The organism is Streptomyces sp. SID5785, assembly GCF_009870065.1.
Classification (GTDB): Bacteria; Actinomycetota; Actinomycetes; order Streptomycetales; family Streptomycetaceae; genus Streptomyces.
Genome location: NZ_WWIA01000400.1, coordinates 1 through 16,736, shown reverse-complemented (window position 1 = coordinate 16,736; position 16,736 = coordinate 1). Strand labels below are relative to the sequence as shown.

Sequence of the window (16,736 nt, the reverse complement as noted above, 5' to 3'; positions counted from 1 at the left end):
GATGCCGGCCCGGTACCCGATGTCGTGGCGCAGGACCCCGGCGAGCAGCGCGGGATCCTGCGGGCCGACGCGGACGAGACCGGCCACGGTCTCGGCGCGGGGCCGCCAGAACGACCACATGCCCGCGGCCTCCAGCGCGGGGCCGGGGTCGGGCGGCGACCCGGGGTCCTGCGCGTCCTGGGCGATCACGACCACCGCGTACCGGTCCTGCCGAGGCACGCCGAGCGCGGTGGCCGCCGCGGCCGCCACCGCCGGATCACCGGCGCGCCCGTCGAGCAGCGCCTCGAACAGCGCGCCGCGCCGCGAGGCCTCGCGGTGTTCGAGCTCCAGGGTCCGCAGCCGGTACGCGTCGGCCACCGCCGAGGAGAACCGGTCGATCGTCTCCCACACCGCACCCGCCATGTCCCCCACCAGGTGCTGCTGGGACGGGGGCCGGTCCCGCATCCAGTCGGCCATCGCCTGCCACAGCACCCGGCCGCCGCGGCGGTAGGCCTGCAGCACGGTGGCGAGCGGCATGTCCTGCTCGGCGCGGAGCCGGCCGTTCTGCGCGGCGACGGCCTCGAAGCGGTGCTCGGCGCCGGGGAGCCGGCCGAACTCGATCAGGGCCATCTCCATGTTCCCGCGCAGGGTGAGCCGGAGGTCGTCGTGGGACACGGGCCGGCCGCTCGCGTAGGTCGCGCTGTGGGCACAGATGTCGGCCTTCAGCTCGTCGACGAGACGGTCCATGTCGCCGAGCAGGGTCTGGGCCAGTTCGCGGCGCAGCGTCGGCTCCTCGTTCATCGCCGCAGAATAGGCATCTGCCCTGCTCCGCGGGAAGGGGCGCGGGCCGCCGCCCGGTCCCGGCCGGGCCGGGCTGGGCAACGGCACAGGCCCCCGGGGTCGGACGGGTGGGCGCGTCAGTCGGCGGTGGCGGGGACGGCGGCGAGCGGGGCCGGGTCCTCCCGGTCGACGATCCACTTGAGGACGCCGGCCAGCAGGGTGCCGAGCAGACCCGCGATCACGACGAGGACGAACGGCCCGTCGGTGGTGTCGCTGCGGTCCTCGACGAGGCCGAAGACGAGCGGCCCGACGAAGCCGCCGAGCAGCCCGACGGTGTTGATGAACGCCAGCCCCACGGCCGCCATCAGCCCCGACATGCGGGACATCGCCACGGACCAGAACAGCGGCAGGGTGCCCATGAGGAAGAAGTTCGCGCCGAAGAGGAGGGCGAAGCGGGCGCCGGCCGCGTCGACCGCGAGGAAGCCGCCGAGGACCGCCGTGCCGGCCAGGGCGCATCCCACGATGAGGGCGGTGTCCTGCCCGATCCGGCCGCGCAGCCAGGGGAAGAAGAGCACACCGGCGAGGATCCCCACGCCCATGCTGCCGGTGACGAGTCCGATGTTCATGGAGCCGGAGACCCCGAGGTCCTCGACGATCGAGGGCAGGTTGAACCCGACGGCGGACGAGACGAGCTGGTTCACGAAGTAGGTGGCGGCGAGGGCCAGGACGACGGGCCGGGCGAAGGCCTGCCGGAGGTTGCCGCGCAGCCGGTGCGGCGAGGGGTGGGCGTCGGCCGCCGCCTGTTCGGTCAGCGCCGCGGCCTGCTCCGGGGTGAGCCAGCGGGCGTCCTCGGGGCGGCTGGGCAGCACGCGCCAGACGACGAGGCCCACGACGACGGTGATCAGCCCCTCGACGAGGAACATCCACTGCCACCCCTTGAGCCCGGCCGCGCCGTCGAGGCCCATGAGCCCGCCGCCGGCCGGTGCGCCGAGGATCGTCGCCAGTGCGGGCGCGGTGTACACGAGCCCGACCACGGGCACCCGGTGCCGCTGCGCGAACCAGAGGGTGACCGTGAACATCAGCGCCGGGTACAGACCGGCCTCCGCGGCGCCGAGCACGAACCGCAGGACGTAGAAGGAGACCTCGCCCTGCACGAACATCATGGCCGCCGAGACGAGTCCCCAGCTGACCGCGATGCGGGCGATCCAGGTCCGGGCGCCGACGCGGTACAGCACCATGTTGCTGGGGACCTCGAGCAGTGCGTAGCTGACGAAGAAGATGCCGGCGCCGAGTCCGTACGCGGCGGCGCCCACCCCGATGTCGGCCTCGAGCCGGGTCTTGGCCAGCGCGATGTTCGTGCGGTCCACGTACGACATGAAGTACGCGAGGCCGAGCAGCGGCAGCAGCCGCCACATCGCTCGGCGGGTCGCGGTGGCGTGCACCGTGTCGGGTCGAGTGGGCATCACAGTCCTTCCCGCGGGCGCACGAGGGCGCTGCAGGTTCGGCGTCGGGGGGACGAGAGCCCCCTCGCGTCACCGAAGGACCGGCGGGTCGGGTCGCTGCTCGTCGGGGTTCAGCATCGAGTACGCCCCCTTCGCCCGGCCATGTGCACGCGCCCACCGTGCCCCCGCGGGGAATGGGCCGAGGCCCACGGCGCGCGCGGTGCCCGGCCTCAGTCGCGCTCCCGATGGTGGTAGGTCTCGCGGGTGTGCTCCGTGTGGGCGCGCATGACCGCGGTGGCCCGCGCCTCGTCCCGCGCGGAGATCGCCGCGATGAGCTCGCGGTGCTCGATCCAGGACTGGCGGCCGCGCTGGCGGGCGACCGGCTGGTAGTACCAGCGCACGCGGCGGTCGACCTGGCCGGCCAGCTCGGCCAGCACCACGTTGCCCGCGAGCTCCATGACCTTCGCGTGGAACGCCGCGTTCACCGCGACGACCTGGTCCACGTCCCCGTCGGCGACCGCCTGCTCGCCCCGGGCGCACAGCTCCTCCAGGGCGGTGATGCCGGTCTTGCCCGCGTTGGCCGCGGCGAGCCGGGCCGCCTCGGCCTCGAGGAGCGTGCGCACGGTGAGGAGCTGGTCGGCCTCGGCCTCGGTGGGCTCGTGCACGAACGCGCCCTGGGCGGGCCGCAGATCGACCCACCCCTCCGTGTTGAGCCGCTGCAGCGCCTCGCGCACCGGCTGGCGGGACACCCCGAGGTGCCCCGCGAGTTCGCTCTCGACCAGGTGCTGGCCGGGCTGCAGGGCACGCGTCGTGATCAGCTCGAGCAGCGCCTCGTAGACACGCTCGCGCAGCGGTCCGGGGCGCTCCAGCTTGGGCACCGCCCCCTGCGGCAGTCCTGTGGACAACATCGGGTCCCCCCTCACGCGGAACACTGGATTGGCTTTGGAATACAGTCTACCGAGCACAATCGCCAGCGTCAGGGGGAGTTGGCCGCGTCACACCTCGGCTGCCCCGGGCGTCACGGGCAGCGCACGACCTGGCCCGCGTACGACAGGTTCCCGCCGAAGCCGAAGAGCAGCGCGGACTGCCCGCTGACCAGTTCGCCCCGCTCCACGAGCTTGGACAGGGCCATCGGGATGCTGGCCGCCGAGGTGTTGCCGGAGTCGACGACGTCCCGGGCGACCACGGCGTTCACGGCGCCGATCTTGTCGGCGAGCGGTTCGATGATGCGCAGGTTGGCCTGGTGCAGGACGACGGCGCCGAGGTCGGCCGGGTCGAGTCCGGCTCTGGCGCAGGTCTCACGGGCGAGCGGGGGCAGCTGCCGGGTGGCCCAGCGGTAGACGGCCTGGCCCTCCTGGGCGAAGCGCGGGGGTTCGCCCTCGATGCGGACCGCGTTGCCCATCTCGGGGACCGAGCCCCACAGCACGGGGCCGACGCCGGGCTCCTCGCCGTCGGCGCACCGCTCGAGGACCACGGCGCCCGCCCCGTCACCGACCAGGACGCAGGTGGAGCGGTCGGACCAGTCGACGACGGCGGACATCTTGTCGGCGCCGATGACGAGGGCGCGGGTCGCGGCACCGGCCCGCAGGGTGTGGTCGGCGGTGGCGAGCGCGTGGGTGAAGCCCGCGCACACGACGTTGAGGTCGAGGGCGGCCGGGGACGGGACGCCGAGCCGGCGGGCGACGCGGGCGGCGGTGTTCGGCGAGCGGTCGGTGGCCGTGGAGGTGGCGACGACGACCAGGTCGACCGCGTCGGGCGTCAGGCCCGCCGCGGCCAGCGCCTTGGCGGCGGCGTGCGCGGCGAGCTCGTCGACGGGTTCGTCGGGGCCCGCGATGTGCCGGGTGCGGATGCCGACGCGTGAGCGGATCCACTCGTCGTCGGTGTCGACCATGCCCGCCAGGTCCTCGTTGGTGAGGACCCCGGCGGGCCGGTAGTGGCCGATGCCGACGATGCGCGAACCGTTCATGTGGGCCCCCTGGGTCGATCGATGGGCCCTCCAGTCTGGTCAGCGACTCACCAGTACGAGGTGAGGTGAAGCGACAGGATTGCGGCGTCCTGATTGGAGAGTTCCACCCGATCACCCGGTGAACAGTTGTGTGGCCTTTTGCACCAGTTCGTACAGCCCGTAGGCGAGGGGTGCCCCGACCCAGAGCCAGGAGAGGGCGATCAGGCCTCGGCGGCTAGGCGGATTGCTGGTGGTCACGGGCGGTGGCGTCATCGGCGGACTCCCTGGGGGCGGGTACGTGGTGGTGGCGGGCGTGGACCGGACGGATCAGCTCGTTGGCCACGAAGCCGACGACGAGCAGGCCGATCATGATCGTGAGGGAGAGTCCGTACAGGGACGCGCCGTGTTTGCCCGCGCTCTCCTGGCTGTCGGCGACCCGGTTCACGATCAGCGGGCCGAGGACGCCCGCCGTGGACCAGGCGGTGAGCAGCCGGCCGTGGATGGCGCCGACCTGGTAGGTGCCGAAGAGGTCCTTCAGATAGGCGGGCGCGGCGGCGAAGCCGCCCCCGTAGAAGGAGAGCACCACGAGGGCGCACACGACGAAGAGGGGCTTCGACGCGTCGCCGTAGAGCGAGATGAGCAGGTACATCACGGCGCCCGCACCGAGGTAGAGCCGGTAGACGTTCTTGCGGCCCATGAGGTCGGAGGCGGCGGACCAGCCGATGCGGCCGGCCATGTTGGCGGCGGACAGCAGGGCGACGAAGCCGGCCGCCGCGGAGGCGGAGACCGGGGTGCTGGAGTCGGCGAAGAAGTCCGTGATCATCGGGGCGGCCTTCTCCAGGATGCCGATGCCCGCGGTCACGTTCATGCACAGCGCGACCCACAGGAACCAGAACTGCGGGGTGCGGATCGCCTGGCGCGCCGAGACCTGCGGCCCGGCGGACACCGGCGTCCCGCCCGCGAGGTCACCGCGCGCGGCGGGGCGCGGCACGCGGACGAGCAGGACGCCGAGGGTCATGAAGACGGCGTAGACGAGCCCGTGCACGAGGAAGGCGAGGGCGATGCCGTCGCGGTCGGCGCCGAAGGAGTCCAGCATCTGCGCGCTCCACGGCGAGGCGATGAGCGCGCCGCCGCCGAAGCCCATGATCGCGATGCCGGTGGCCATGCCGGGCCGGTCGGGGAACCACTTGATCAGCGTGGAGACCGGGGAGATGTAGCCGATGCCGAGGCCGATGCCGCCGACGAAGCCGTAGCCGAGCACGATCAGCCAGTACTGGCCGGTGGCGGCGCCGAGCGCGGAGAGCAGGAAGCCGGAGGAGAAGCAGACGAGCGCGACGGTCATGGCCCAGCGCGGCCCGTTGCGTTCGACGAGGGTGCCGCCGAAGGCGGCGGACAGCCCGAGCATCACGATGCCCAACTGGAAGGGCAGGGCGCTCTGGGTGCCGCTCAGGTCCAGGGCGGACTCGAGCGGGGGTTTGAAGACGGACCAGGCGTAGGCCTGGCCGATGGACAGGTGGACCGAGAGTGCGGCGGGGGGAACGAGCCAGCGGCTCCAGCCGGCCGGTGCGACGGGGGGCGTCATGATCCCGAACGGTATGGAGCGGCCGGGGAGTTGGGAAGGGTGTGGACCGCGGTTCCCTACAGAATCCGTCGACCGCATACACACGCGGACGCCACCGGCAGCTCGTGCGCGGACCCTTGTCGGCCCAACTTCCATACTGTAGACAATATTCCATCGACATTTCCTGTCGGTCCTCCGTGCATCCCGGACCGCCACTGCCCCCACGGGCGGGGCGGATCCGGAACCCTCGACGAACGGAGCTCCAGTGAAAGTCGCAGTCCTCGGCGCCGGAGCGATCGGCGCCTATGTCGGAGCCGCCCTGCACCGCGCGGGCGCCGACGTCCATCTGGTCGCCCGTGGACCGCACCTCGCGGCCATGAGGCGGGACGGCGTGCGGGTCCTCAGCCCGCGCGGTGACTTCACCGCACGGGTGCACGCCACCGACGACCCGGCCGACATCGGCCCGGTCGACCATGTCTTCCTCGGTCTCAAGGCGAACGCGTACGCGGCGTGCGGGCCGCTGATCGGGCCGCTGCTGCACGAGGACACCTCGGTGATCGCCGCGCAGAACGGCATCCCCTGGTGGTACTTCCACGGGCACGGCGGCCCGCACGACGGGCACCGGCTCGAGAGCGTCGACCCGGACGGCGCCGTGAGCACGGTGCTCGCGCCCGAACGGGCCGTCGGCTGCGTCGTCTACGCGGCCACCGAACTGGCGGCGCCCGGCGTCGTGCGCCACCTCGAAGGGACCCGGTTCTCCGTCGGGGAGCCGGACCGGAGCGTGTCCCCGCGCTGCGTCGCGTTCAGCGAGGCGATGCGGGCCGGCGGGCTCAAGTGCCCCGTCGAGCCCGACCTGCGGGCCGACATCTGGATCAAGCTGCTCGGCAACATCTCCTTCAACCCCATCAGCGCTCTCGTGCGGGCCACGATGCGGCAGATGTGTCTGCACGGCGGCACCCGGCGGGTCATCGAGATCATGATGACCGAGACCCTCGCCGTCGCCGCGGCCCTCGGCTGCCGGCCCGACATCTCGGTCGAGCGCCGCCTCGCCGGAGCCGAACGGGTCGGCGAGCACCGCACGTCGACGCTCCAGGACCTCGAGCGCGGCAAGCCGCTGGAGCTGGACGTGCTGCTCGCCGCGGTGGTGGAGCTGGCGGACATCACGGGCGTCGACGTGCCGACCCTGCGCACCGTGCACGCCCTCTCGGACCTGCTCGCCCACGGCATGAGGAGGGACGCCGCATGAAGCAGAAGCGGCGCGACCGCACCCTGAAGACCTACACCCGGCTCACCACTCCCCTGGTGCGCGAGACCCCCGGCGACCGCACCTCGCCCCTGCGCACGGCCACGTGGGACGAGGCGCTGGACGCGGCGGCGGCCGGCTTCGCCGCGGCCCGGACCGACCACGGCCCGGACGCCTTCGCGATGCTGTCCTGCTCGCGTGCCACGAACGAGATGAACTTCGTGGCCCAGAAGTTCACGCGCGTGGTCATGGGCACCAACAACGTCGACTCCTGCAACCGGACCTGCCACGCCCCGAGCGTGGCCGGACTGTCCGCGGTGTTCGGATCGGGCGGCGGCACCTCCTCGTACGAGGAGGTCGAGCAGACCGACCTGATCCTCATGTGGGGGTCCAACGCCCGCTTCGCGCACCCGATCTTCTTCCAGCACGTCCTGAAGGGGATACGCAACGGCGCGCGGCTGTACGCCGTCGACCCGCGCCGCACGTCGACCGCCGAGTGGGCCGAGAGCTGGCTCGGGCTGAACGTCGGCACCGACATCCCGCTCGCGCACGCCGTGGCCCGCGAGATCATCGCGGCCGATCTGTACAACAAGGCGTTCGTGGAGCGCGCGACGACCGGCTTCGAGGAGTTCAGGGCACTCGTCGAACCCTGGACGCTGTCCCTGGCGGAGAAGGTCACGGGCGTCCCGGCCGCGGCGATCAGGCAGCTCGCGCACGCGTACGCCACCGCCGAACGCGCCCAGCTGTGCTGGACGCTGGGCATCACCGAGCACCACAACGGCACCGACAACGTCCGCGCCCTGATCAACCTGTCGCTGCTCACCGGGCACGTCGGCCGCTACGGCGCGGGCGTGCAGCCGCTGCGCGGGCAGAACAACGTGCAGGGCGGCGGGGACATGGGCGCCATCCCGAACCGGCTGCCCGGCTTCCAGGACCTCCTCGACGACGGGCTGCGGCTCAAGTTCGAGCGGGCCTGGGACGCGGTCATCCCCTCGCGCTACGGCATGACGCTCACGGACATGTTCGAGGCCATGGAGGAGGGCACCCTGCACGCCGTGTACTGCGTCGGCGAGAACCCGGCGCAGTCCGAGGCGGACAGCGAGCAGGCGATCCGCCGGCTGTCCGCGCTCGACCACCTCGTCGTCCAGGACATCTTCCTGACGAAGACCGCCGAACTCGCCGACGTGGTGCTGCCCGCGACCGCCTCCTGGGCGGAGACCGACGGCACCACCACCAGCAGTGAGCGGCGGGTGCAGCGGGTGCGGGCCGCACTCGCGCCGCCCGGCGAGGCGCGTGAGGACATCGACATCATCTGCGCGGTCGCCTCCCGGCTCGGTCACGACTGGAAGTACCCGGACGCCGAGACCGTCTGGAACGAACTGCGGTCGCTCTCCCCCGACCACTTCGGGATGACCTACGACCGGCTCGCCGAGCACCAGGGGCTCCAGTGGCCGTGCCCCGACACGGACGAACTGCCGTCGCCGTACCTGCACGGACGGCTGTGGGAGAGCGATCCGGGCCGCCGCGGACGGCTCGCGCCGTTCGGGCTCGTGGAGCACGACCCGCCGGTGGACCTCACCGACGAGGCGTTCCCGATCCGGCTCACCACGGGCCGCCGCCTCGACTCGTACAACACCGGGGTGCAGAGCAGCGGGTTCGCGTCCCCGCTGCGGCGCGGCGAGTACGTGGAGCTGTGCCCGGAGGACGCCGAGCGGTACGGGGTCGTGGTCGGCGAGGAGGTACGCGTCTCCTCGCGGCGCGGGGCGGTGACGGCGCCCGTGTGGGTCGATCCCGGGCTGCGCCCGGGGCTCGCCTTCATGACCATGCACTTCCCCGACGAGGTGGACACCAACGCCCTGACGATCGAGGCGAACTGCCCGATCGCCGGGACGGCGGAGTTCAAGGCGTCGGCCATCCGGATCGAGAAGCTCGACAGGGCTGAGCAGACCGAGCAGGCCGAGCAGGCCGAGAAGCTGACGGTGAGGGGCTGAGACAACCGTGGATCTGCGCTTCGGTGACAGCAAACCGACGGACGAGGAACGGGCGGCGGTCGACGCGCTGCTCGGGCCGCCGGAGTCCGCGTGGGAGGGGGCGGACGACCGCTCCGACGCGGATCTGCGGTGGGCGCGGGGCGGCCGGGCCGCGCGGGAGCGGCGGGATCTGCTGTTGCCGGGGCTGCACGCGGTCAACGACCGGGTGGGCTGGATCAGCGAGGGCGCGCTGGACTACCTGTGCCGGCGGCTCACGGTGCCTCCCGCGGAGGCGTACGGGGTGGCCACGTTCTACTCCATGTTCTCGGTGCGGCCGCGTCCCTCCACGGTGCTGCACGTCTGCACGGACCTGGCCTGTGCGGGGGCCGTCGGCGGTCTGCCGGACGTTCCCGGGGTGCATGTGGAGGAGTCGCCCTGTCTCGGGATGTGCGAGCGGGCGCCGGCGGCGCTTCTCGTGCGGGCCGGGGCGTCGGCGTCGGCCACGCCTCTGGCACCGTTCCGGCGCTGTGCCCCGGACCCCGCTCCTCAATCGCCGGAGGGGCTTGAGGGTGCGGATCCGCTGTCGGGTGCGACGGATGCCGGGCGGGCCGTTCCCCAACTCGGCTCGCCCGAGCTCGTCCTGCTGCGCCGCATCGGCACCGTGGACCCCACCTCCCTCGACGACTACCGCGCCCACGGCGGATACGCGGCCCTGCGGCGGGCCTTCGCGCTCGGGCCTGCCGGGGTCATCCGGGAGGTGACCGACGCGGGGCTCGTGGGGCGGGGCGGGGCCGCGTTCCCCACCGGGCGCAAGTGGCAGGCGACCGCCGCGCAGCCCGACGGGCCGCACTATCTCGTGTGCAACGCCGACGAGTCGGAGCCCGGCACCTTCAAGGACCGCGTGGTGATGGAGGGCGACCCGTACGCGCTCGTCGAGTCGATGACGATCGCGGCGTACGCCACCGGCGCCCACCACGGCTACCTCTACCTGCGCGGCGAGTACCCCACCGCCCTCGCCCGGATGAGCCACGCCATCGAACAGGCCCGTGCGCGCGGCCTGTTGGGCGAGGACATCCTCGGCCAGCGGTTCTCCTTCGACATCGAGATCCGGCGCGGGGCGGGCGCGTACATCTGCGGCGAGGAGACGGCCCTCTTCCAGTCCATCGAGGGCTATCGCGGGGAGCCGCGCTCCAAGCCGCCGTTCCCCGTGGAGAAGGGCCTGTTCGGGAAGCCGACCGCGGCGAACAACGTCGAGACGCTCGTCAACGTCCTGCCGATCCTCACCCTGGGCGCCCCGGCCTACGCGGCGATCGGCACCGAGGGCTCGACCGGGCCCAAGCTCTTCTGCGTGTCCGGCGCCGTCGACCGCCCCGGCGTCTACGAACTCCCCTTCGGTGCCTCGCTCGGCGAGCTGCTCGCCCTCGCCGGGACCCCGAACCCGCTGCGGGCGATCCTGCTCGGCGGCGCGGCGGGCGGCTTCGTGCGCCCCGACGAGCTGGACATCCCGCTCACGTTCGAGGGGACGCGCGAGGCCGGCACGACGCTCGGCTCGGGTGTCGTGATGGCCTTCGACGACACGCTGCCGCTGTCCCGCGTCCTGCTGCGCATCGCGCAGTTCTTCCGCGAGGAGTCGTGCGGGCAGTGCGTGCCGTGCCGGGTCGGGACGGTGCGGCAGCAGGAGGCGCTGGAGCGGATCGCGGCCCGCGAGGGGATCGCGGCCGACGACGACGTGGCGCTGCTGCGCGAGGTGGGGCGCACGATGCGTGACGCCTCGATCTGCGGTCTGGGCCAGACCGCGTGGAACGCCATAGAGTCCGCGATCGACCGTCTGGGGGCGTACGCGTCATGACCGCTGTCGAGCTGGGGATCCCCCGGCGGCTGCTCGAGTTCACGATCGACGGGGAGCCGGTCCGGGCCCCCGAGGGGTCCACGATCCTGGACGCGTGCCGGGCCGCGGGCAAGGACGTCCCGACGCTGTGCCAGGGCGACACGCTCACCCCGAAGAACGCCTGCCGGGTGTGCGTCGTGGAGGTGACGGGCTCCCGCACGCTGGTGCCCGCCTGCTCACGTCGCGCCGAGCCGGGCATGGAGGTCCGCACGAACACCGAGCGGGCCCGGCACAGCCGCAAGGTCGTCATCGAGCTGCTCGCGTCGTCGGTCGACCTGTCGACGACGCCGCGGATCGAGGAGTGGATCGCGGAGTACGACGCGAAGCCGGACCGCTTCGGACCGGACGCGCAGCGGCTCGGCGAGGAGCCGCGGGTCGACAACGACCTGTACGTGCGCGACTACGACAAGTGCATCCTCTGCTACAAGTGCGTGGACGCGTGCGGGGACCAGTGGCAGAACTCGTTCGCGATCTCGGTCGCGGGCCGCGGTTTCGACGCGCGGATCGCCGTCGAGCACGACGCACCGCTGACGGACTCGGCGTGCGTGTACTGCGGCAACTGCGTGGAGGTGTGTCCGACCGGGGCGCTGTCCTTCAAGTCCGAGTTCGACATGCGGGCCGCGGGCACCTGGAACGAGGCCGCGCAGACCGAGACGACGACCGTGTGCGCGTACTGCGGCGTCGGCTGCAACCTCACGCTCCACGTGCAGGACAATGAGGTCGTCAAGGTCACCTCGCCGCACGACAACCCGGTGACCCACGGCAATCTCTGCATCAAGGGCCGCTTCGGCTACCAGCACGTACAGAACCGGGACTGATCAGGACATGGGACGAGTCACGGAACGGCGCAAGGTGATCCGGGTCAGGGACGGCCGTGTGTCGTCCCGGCCGGACACCCTGGTCGCCGAGGAACCCCTCGAGATCCGGCTGAACGGCAGGCCGCTCGCCATCACGATGCGCACCCCGGGCGACGACTTCGCGCTCGCGGCGGGCTTCCTGGTGAGCGAGGGCGTCCTCGGCTCGGCCTCCGACCTCCAGAACATCGTGTACTGCGCCGGCGCGACGCAGGAGGTCCCCCCGGGCCCTTCGGGCTCCGGGCGAGGCTCCAACACGTACAACGTGGTGGACGTGCGGACCGCCCCCGGCGTCGAGCTGCCGGACATCACGCTGGAGCGGAACGTCTACACGACGTCCTCGTGCGGGCTGTGCGGCAAGGCGAGCCTCGACGCGGTGCGCACGACGGCCCGGTTCCCGATCGCCGACGCTCCCCCGGTCCGGCTCGAGCCCGAGCTGCTCGCGTCGCTCCCCGACCGGCTGCGCGACCGCCAGCGGGTGTTCGACCGGACCGGGGGTCTGCACGCCGCGGCCCTGTTCGACGAGGAGGGCGACCTGCTCGACATAAGGGAGGACGTCGGCCGGCACAACGCGGTCGACAAGCTGGTCGGACGGGCCCTCCAGGGCGGCGGCCTGCCGCTGTCCCGCTCGGTCCTCATGGTCTCCGGCCGGGCCTCCTTCGAGCTGGCGCAGAAGGCCGTCATGGCCGGGATCCCGGTGCTCGCCGCGGTCTCCGCGCCCTCCTCCCTCGCCGTCGACCTGGCCGCCGAGTCGGGCCTGACGCTGATCGGCTTCCTGCGGGGATCCTCCATGAACGTGTACGCGGGCGAACACCGGGTCGCTCTGCGGGCCGCGGCCGCTCACTGACCCCGGTGTCCCCGCTGCACGGCGGCGGGGACCCGGACCGGCGGGGAGCGCCCCCTGCGCCGGCCGGGTTCCTACGCCGACGGCGGCGGTGCGACGACGCGCCGCAGCATGTCCACGAAGGCCTCCCGCTCGGCCGGGCCGAGCGGTGCGAGCAGTTCGTCGTTGGCGGCGCGGGCCGCGCGGGCGCAGGTGGCGACGAGCGCGGTCCCGGCGGCGGTGGCGGTGACCGCGTTCTTGCGGCGGTCCCGGGGGTCGGGCGCACGCTCGACGAGCCCCGCGGCCTGGAGGTCGTTCAGGACGCCCACCATGTCCTTCGGGTCCAGCTGCACGCTGCGCACGAGATCGGCCTGGGCGACGGGCTGGCGGTCCGTGACGGCGCTGAGGACGACGTGGTGCCACATCTTCAGACCGTGCTCGGCGAGCGCGTCGGCGACGAGGGCCCGGCCGCGCGCCGCGGCCCGGCCGAGCAGCCAGCTGGGCAGGTCGCGGACGGTGCTGGGGGCGGTGGGCGGCGTGGACGCGGCGGTCATGCGGGCCAGCCTACCGGGAAACCATTGGACTCCCCAACGAAACAAGTCTATCGTTGGGACTCCCAATGAATCCCTTCCGAGGCGGTGAGGCGCATGCGCCGGGTCCGGTACGAACACAGCGGCGGCCCCGAGGTCCTGTTCCTGGAGGACGTCCCGGTCCCCGAGCCCGGCCCCGGCGAGCTCCTCGTGCGCACGGAGGCGGCCGGCGTGACCCTGCCCGTCGTCCGCAAGGTCCGCGAGCGCGGCCGCGCACCCGTCCCGCTGGGCGGCGAGGTCGCGGGCGAGGTGACCGCGACCGGCCCGGACGTCACCGGGTACCGGCCCGGCGACCGGGTCACCGGGCTCGTGTTCGGGCACGGGTACGCGGAGTTCGCCCTGCTGCACACGTCGATGGCCTCGCCCGTGCCCCGGCAGGCGAGCGCCGTCACCGCGGTGGCGCTGGTGCGCAGCGGTCTCGTGGCCCTCGGGGCGCTGCGCGCGGCGCGGCCCGCCGCGGGCGAGAGCGCCCTGGTGACGGGCGCGGCGAGCGGGGTCGGGCACCTGGCGGTCCAACTGGCGCGGATCCAGGGGGCGTCGCGGGTCACGGCCGCGGTGTCGGACCCCGCGAAGGGGGACTTCCTGCGCGGGCTCGGTGCGGACGCGGTGGTCCCGTACGGGGCGCCGTCCTGGGGCGAGCCGGTGGACTACGTGCTCGACGCGGTCGGCGGGGAGCTCCTGAAGCCCGCCGTCGGCGCGCTGGCCCCGGGCGGACGGCTCGTCGCGTACAGCTCGGGCGGCGGCACGATCGACGCCTACGACCTGCTGGTGGGGTCGCGGGCGGTGGTGGGGTTCCAGATGGCGCGGGTCGCGCGCGAGGAGCCGGCGACGTACCGGGCATGGCGCGACGAGCTCTGGGACCTGTACCTGACGGGCCGTCTGGAGCCGGTGGTGCACGGCGAGTTCGCACTGGAGGACGCCGCGCACGCCCACGCGGTGATCGAGGCGCGGGCGAACCGGGGCAAGGTCGTCCTGGTTCCTTAGCCGGCGGGGGACGCACTAGCGTGCGGTCGTGTGACGGGCCGGCCGGGGGCGAGGCGGACGGGCACGGTGATGCTCGCCGTGGCCCTCGTGGCCGGTGGGCTCGCCGTGCTGCTCGGGCGCTCGGACGGCGGCCCGGACGGCGGCGCGGGCGCCTGCCGGGGACGGCAGGTGTCCTCCTGGCGGGACGAACCCGCGCTGACGCAGGACCTGGCACGGTACGGCGACGACGCCGCGCGCACCGACGACTGGTCCGGCGGCGACGGCACGCACTCGGTGCGGCTGCCGGACGGCCGCGTGCTGTGGCTGTTCTCCGACACCTTCCTCGGGGCGGTGCACGGGCCGCCCAACCTCGCGGGCGAGCCGCACGCCTGGCGGGACGCGGGCGCGCCGTTCGTGCGCAACTCGGCCGTCGTCACGGACCGCTCGGGCCGGCTCGGGCGGACCGTCGCCGCTCCCCTGTTCCCCGACACCGGGGTCGGGGAGTGGCGCTGGCCGGTGGCCGCCCGCGTGGAGCCACGGACCGCGGGGGCGCGCGAGCAGGTCGTCCGGGTCCTGCTGTGGACGCGGGCGCGGAGCGGCGGACCGTACGTGTACGGCGTTCCGGCCGCGACGGAGGTGGCCACGCTCTCCCTGCCGGACCTGCGGCTCGAGGGCGTCACCCAGGTGCTGGACCAGCGGCAGGTGCCGGACCCGGCGCGGCGGGTGCTGTTCGGCACGGCGGCCGTGGACGCGGGCCGCTGGACGTACGTGTTCGGCGCGGACGACGGGCAGGCCCCCGCGCACCGGGCCTACGCGGCACGGGCTCCGCGCGGGCGGCTCGGGGACGTGCGGGCCTGGGAGTACTGGGACGGCGCGCGGTGGCGGTCCGGGGCGCGGCCCGCGCCGGTGCTCGGGGACGGGCGGCGGCGCGGGGTGGGCAGCGCGTTCACGGTGGTCCGGGACGCGGGGACGTACGTGCTGTTCACGACGGCGGCCGGGCCCGCGGGACTGAGCGCCTTCACGTCGTACTGGTCCTGCTCGCCCGTGGGCCCCTGGCACGGCCCGGCGAAGGGGTTCACGGCGTCCCTGCCGGACGCGTCCGTGGCCGCGTACAACCCGCAGGCCCATCCGGCCCTCGGCGCCGAGGGCCGGCTCGTGCTCAGCTACGACGTGAACCGGCTCGACGCGGCGCCGGGCGCGGGGCAGGACGCGCTCAACCGGAACGTGGCGCGCTACCGGCCGCGGTTCGTGTCGGTGCGGCTCGGTCCCGCGCCGTGAGCGCGGAGTCCTCGGCACCGGCGCGTTGCTCGGGGTCCCGGGAGCGACGCTTGGCGATCACCGCGCAGACCATGAGCTGCATCTGGTGGAAGAGCATCAGGGGCAGTACGGCCAGCGAGGCGTGCGCCCCGAACAGGACGCTGGCCATGGGCAGTCCGGAGGCGAGCGACTTCTTGGAGCCGGCGAACTGGATGGCGATCCGGTCCGCGCGGCCGAAGCCGAGCGCCTTCGCACCGAACCAGGTGACCACCAGCATCACTGCGAGCAGGACCGCCTCGACCGCCAGGAGACCGGCCAGCCGCACCGCGCTGACCTGGTGCCAGATGCCCTGCACCATGCCCTGGCTGAAAGCGGTGTAGACGACGAGCAGGATCGAGCCGCGGTCGACGTAGCCAAGGACCTTCTTGTGGCGGGTGAGGAAGGCGCCGACCCAGCGGCGCAGCAGCTGCCCCGCCAGGAACGGCACAAGCAGCTGGAGCACGATCTTGACGACGGAGTCCGCCGAGAAGCCGCCACCGCTGTTGCCGAGCAGCGCCGCGGCGAGCAGCGGGGTCAGCACGATGCCCGCGAGCGAGGAGAAGGAGCCCGCACAGATCGCCGCCGGGACGTTGCCCCGGGCGATCGAGGTGAAGGCGATCGAGGACTGGATGGTGGAGGGGACGAGGGTCAGGAAGAGGAGGCCCTCGTAGAGGTTCTGCGGCAGCAGCGCGGGGACGAGACCGCGCGCGGCGAGACCCAGCAGCGGGAAGAGCACGAAGGTGCAGGCGAGGACGGTGACGTGGAGGCGCCAGTGGCGCAGCCCGTCGAGGGCCTCGCGGGTGGAGAGCCGTGCCCCGTACAGGAAGAAGAGAAAGGCGACGGCCGCGGTGGAGGCGCCGGAGGCCACCTCGGCCGCGCCGCCCCGGGCGGGCAGGAGCGCGGCGACGCCGACCGTCGCGATCAACGCCAGGATGTACGGGTCGATCGGCATCCAGGAGGGCCAGGTCAGGCGTTTCATCGGTTCCTTGCTCTCGGTTCAGGTCGTGCCCTCTCCATCGTCCACCTCCGTCCTGTGATCGGGAATCCTGCATACCGTTCTGACTGTGATCGCGTTCCGCGATGGGCGTGGATAGGGTGACGGCATGTACGACCCGGGGCAGCTGAGGACGTTTCTGGCCGTCGCGCAGACGCTGAGCTTCACGCAGGCGGCGCGGCGGCTCGGGCTGCGGCAGTCGACGGTGAGCCAGCACGTGCGCCGCCTGGAGGACGCGACGGGCCGCACCCTGTTCACGCGGGACACGCACTCCGTGGACCTCACGGAGGACGGGGAGGCGATGCTCGGGTTCGCGCGCCGGATCCTGGAGGTGCACGAACAGGCCACGTCCTTCTTCACCGGTACGCGGCTGCGCGGCCGGCTGCGCTTCGGGGCGTCGGAGGACTT

Annotated in this window: 15 protein-coding genes; 8 read left to right on the top strand and 7 right to left on the bottom strand. The window is 73.2% G+C overall.

The window, feature by feature from the left end; translation table 11 throughout:
- The 5 genes from GTW43_RS13260 to GTW43_RS13240 form a co-directional block, all read right to left on the bottom strand.
- Nucleotides 1-780, bottom strand: a 780-nt coding sequence (locus GTW43_RS13260) for a PucR family transcriptional regulator (RefSeq protein ID WP_161301867.1), incomplete at its 3' end; no start/stop codon positions are given.
- 116 nt (nt 781-896) lie between these two features.
- A complete protein-coding gene (locus GTW43_RS13255; protein ID WP_161301866.1) occupies nt 897-2,222 on the bottom strand; it encodes an MFS transporter in 1,326 nt (441 codons plus the stop codon).
- 209 nt (nt 2,223-2,431) lie between these two features.
- Nucleotides 2,432-3,109, bottom strand: coding sequence for a GntR family transcriptional regulator (locus tag GTW43_RS13250; protein ID WP_161301865.1), 678 nt, complete (start codon nt 3,107-3,109; stop codon nt 2,432-2,434).
- A 110-nt stretch (nt 3,110-3,219) separates the two neighbouring features.
- Nucleotides 3,220-4,167, bottom strand: coding sequence for a beta-ketoacyl-ACP synthase III (locus GTW43_RS13245; RefSeq protein WP_161301864.1), 948 nt, complete (start codon nt 4,165-4,167; stop codon nt 3,220-3,222).
- Nucleotides 4,168-4,381: 214 nt separating this feature from the next.
- Nucleotides 4,382-5,728: an OFA family MFS transporter gene (locus GTW43_RS13240; protein ID WP_161301863.1), complete on the bottom strand. Its 1,347-nt coding sequence runs from the start codon at nt 5,726-5,728 to the stop codon at nt 4,382-4,384.
- A 244-nt stretch (nt 5,729-5,972) separates the two neighbouring features.
- Between GTW43_RS13240 and GTW43_RS13235 the strand changes: the two genes are divergently transcribed.
- From GTW43_RS13235 to fdhD, 5 genes are read left to right on the top strand one after another with little or no spacing between them, the layout of a single operon-like run.
- The gene (locus GTW43_RS13235; protein WP_161301862.1) at nt 5,973-6,953 is read left to right on the top strand and encodes a 2-dehydropantoate 2-reductase; all 981 of its coding nucleotides are present in this window, start codon (nt 5,973-5,975) and stop codon (nt 6,951-6,953) included.
- Complete coding sequence (locus tag GTW43_RS13230; RefSeq protein ID WP_161301861.1) at nt 6,950-8,941, top strand: molybdopterin-dependent oxidoreductase; 1,992 nt, start codon at nt 6,950-6,952, stop codon at nt 8,939-8,941. Before GTW43_RS13235 ends, GTW43_RS13230 begins: the two co-directional genes overlap by 4 nt.
- A gap of 7 nt (nt 8,942-8,948) precedes the next feature.
- Nucleotides 8,949-10,769: an NADH-ubiquinone oxidoreductase-F iron-sulfur binding region domain-containing protein gene (locus tag GTW43_RS13225; protein WP_161301860.1), complete on the top strand. Its 1,821-nt coding sequence runs from the start codon at nt 8,949-8,951 to the stop codon at nt 10,767-10,769.
- Entirely contained in the window at nt 10,766-11,626 is an 861-nt protein-coding gene (locus GTW43_RS13220; protein ID WP_161301859.1) for a 2Fe-2S iron-sulfur cluster-binding protein, read from the top strand. Before GTW43_RS13225 ends, GTW43_RS13220 begins: the two co-directional genes overlap by 4 nt.
- A gap of 7 nt (nt 11,627-11,633) precedes the next feature.
- Entirely contained in the window at nt 11,634-12,509 is an 876-nt protein-coding gene (gene fdhD / locus GTW43_RS13215) for a formate dehydrogenase accessory sulfurtransferase FdhD (protein WP_161301858.1), read from the top strand.
- 71 nt (nt 12,510-12,580) lie between these two features.
- On the opposite strand, the gene GTW43_RS13210 is transcribed toward fdhD, so the two are convergent.
- A complete protein-coding gene (locus GTW43_RS13210; RefSeq protein ID WP_161301857.1) occupies nt 12,581-13,039 on the bottom strand; it encodes a MarR family winged helix-turn-helix transcriptional regulator in 459 nt (152 codons plus the stop codon).
- Between the two features lie 93 nt (nt 13,040-13,132).
- Between GTW43_RS13210 and GTW43_RS13205 the strand changes: the two genes are divergently transcribed.
- Together GTW43_RS13205 and GTW43_RS13200 are read left to right on the top strand one after the other, a co-directional pair.
- On the top strand, nt 13,133-14,059 hold the full coding sequence (locus GTW43_RS13205) for a zinc-binding dehydrogenase (RefSeq protein ID WP_161301856.1): 927 nt from the start codon (nt 13,133-13,135) through the stop codon (nt 14,057-14,059).
- A gap of 69 nt (nt 14,060-14,128) precedes the next feature.
- On the top strand, nt 14,129-15,316 hold the full coding sequence (locus GTW43_RS13200; protein WP_161301868.1) for a hypothetical protein: 1,188 nt from the start codon (nt 14,129-14,131) through the stop codon (nt 15,314-15,316).
- Here GTW43_RS13200 and GTW43_RS13195 read toward each other — a convergent pair.
- On the bottom strand, nt 15,252-16,313 hold the full coding sequence (locus tag GTW43_RS13195; RefSeq protein ID WP_161301855.1) for a bile acid:sodium symporter family protein: 1,062 nt from the start codon (nt 16,311-16,313) through the stop codon (nt 15,252-15,254). The genes GTW43_RS13200 and GTW43_RS13195 overlap by 65 nt on opposite strands.
- A 124-nt stretch (nt 16,314-16,437) precedes the next feature.
- Between GTW43_RS13195 and GTW43_RS13190 the strand changes: the two genes are divergently transcribed.
- Nucleotides 16,438-16,736 (top strand): LysR family transcriptional regulator (locus GTW43_RS13190; RefSeq protein WP_161301854.1); only part of this gene is annotated, 299 nt, incomplete at its 3' end.

What these genes read in the sequence shown, in the direction of transcription:
- GTW43_RS13255 (WP_161301866.1), bottom strand. Translation starts at nt 2,222, where the DNA reads ATGCCCACTCGACCCGACACGGTGCACGCCACCGCGACCCGCCGAGCG.
- GTW43_RS13250 (WP_161301865.1), bottom strand. Translation starts at nt 3,109, where the DNA reads ATGTTGTCCACAGGACTGCCGCAGGGGGCGGTGCCCAAGCTGGAGCGC.
- GTW43_RS13245 (WP_161301864.1), bottom strand. Translation starts at nt 4,167, where the DNA reads ATGAACGGTTCGCGCATCGTCGGCATCGGCCACTACCGGCCCGCCGGG.
- GTW43_RS13240 (WP_161301863.1), bottom strand. Translation starts at nt 5,728, where the DNA reads ATGACGCCCCCCGTCGCACCGGCCGGCTGGAGCCGCTGGCTCGTTCCC.
- GTW43_RS13230 (WP_161301861.1), top strand. Translation starts at nt 6,950, where the DNA reads ATGAAGCAGAAGCGGCGCGACCGCACCCTGAAGACCTACACCCGGCTC.
- GTW43_RS13220 (WP_161301859.1), top strand. Translation starts at nt 10,766, where the DNA reads ATGACCGCTGTCGAGCTGGGGATCCCCCGGCGGCTGCTCGAGTTCACG.
- fdhD (WP_161301858.1), top strand. Translation starts at nt 11,634, where the DNA reads ATGGGACGAGTCACGGAACGGCGCAAGGTGATCCGGGTCAGGGACGGC.
- GTW43_RS13210 (WP_161301857.1), bottom strand. Translation starts at nt 13,039, where the DNA reads ATGACCGCCGCGTCCACGCCGCCCACCGCCCCCAGCACCGTCCGCGAC.
- GTW43_RS13205 (WP_161301856.1), top strand. Translation starts at nt 13,133, where the DNA reads ATGCGCCGGGTCCGGTACGAACACAGCGGCGGCCCCGAGGTCCTGTTC.
- GTW43_RS13200 (WP_161301868.1), top strand. Translation starts at nt 14,129, where the DNA reads ATGCTCGCCGTGGCCCTCGTGGCCGGTGGGCTCGCCGTGCTGCTCGGG.
- GTW43_RS13195 (WP_161301855.1), bottom strand. Translation starts at nt 16,313, where the DNA reads ATGAAACGCCTGACCTGGCCCTCCTGGATGCCGATCGACCCGTACATC.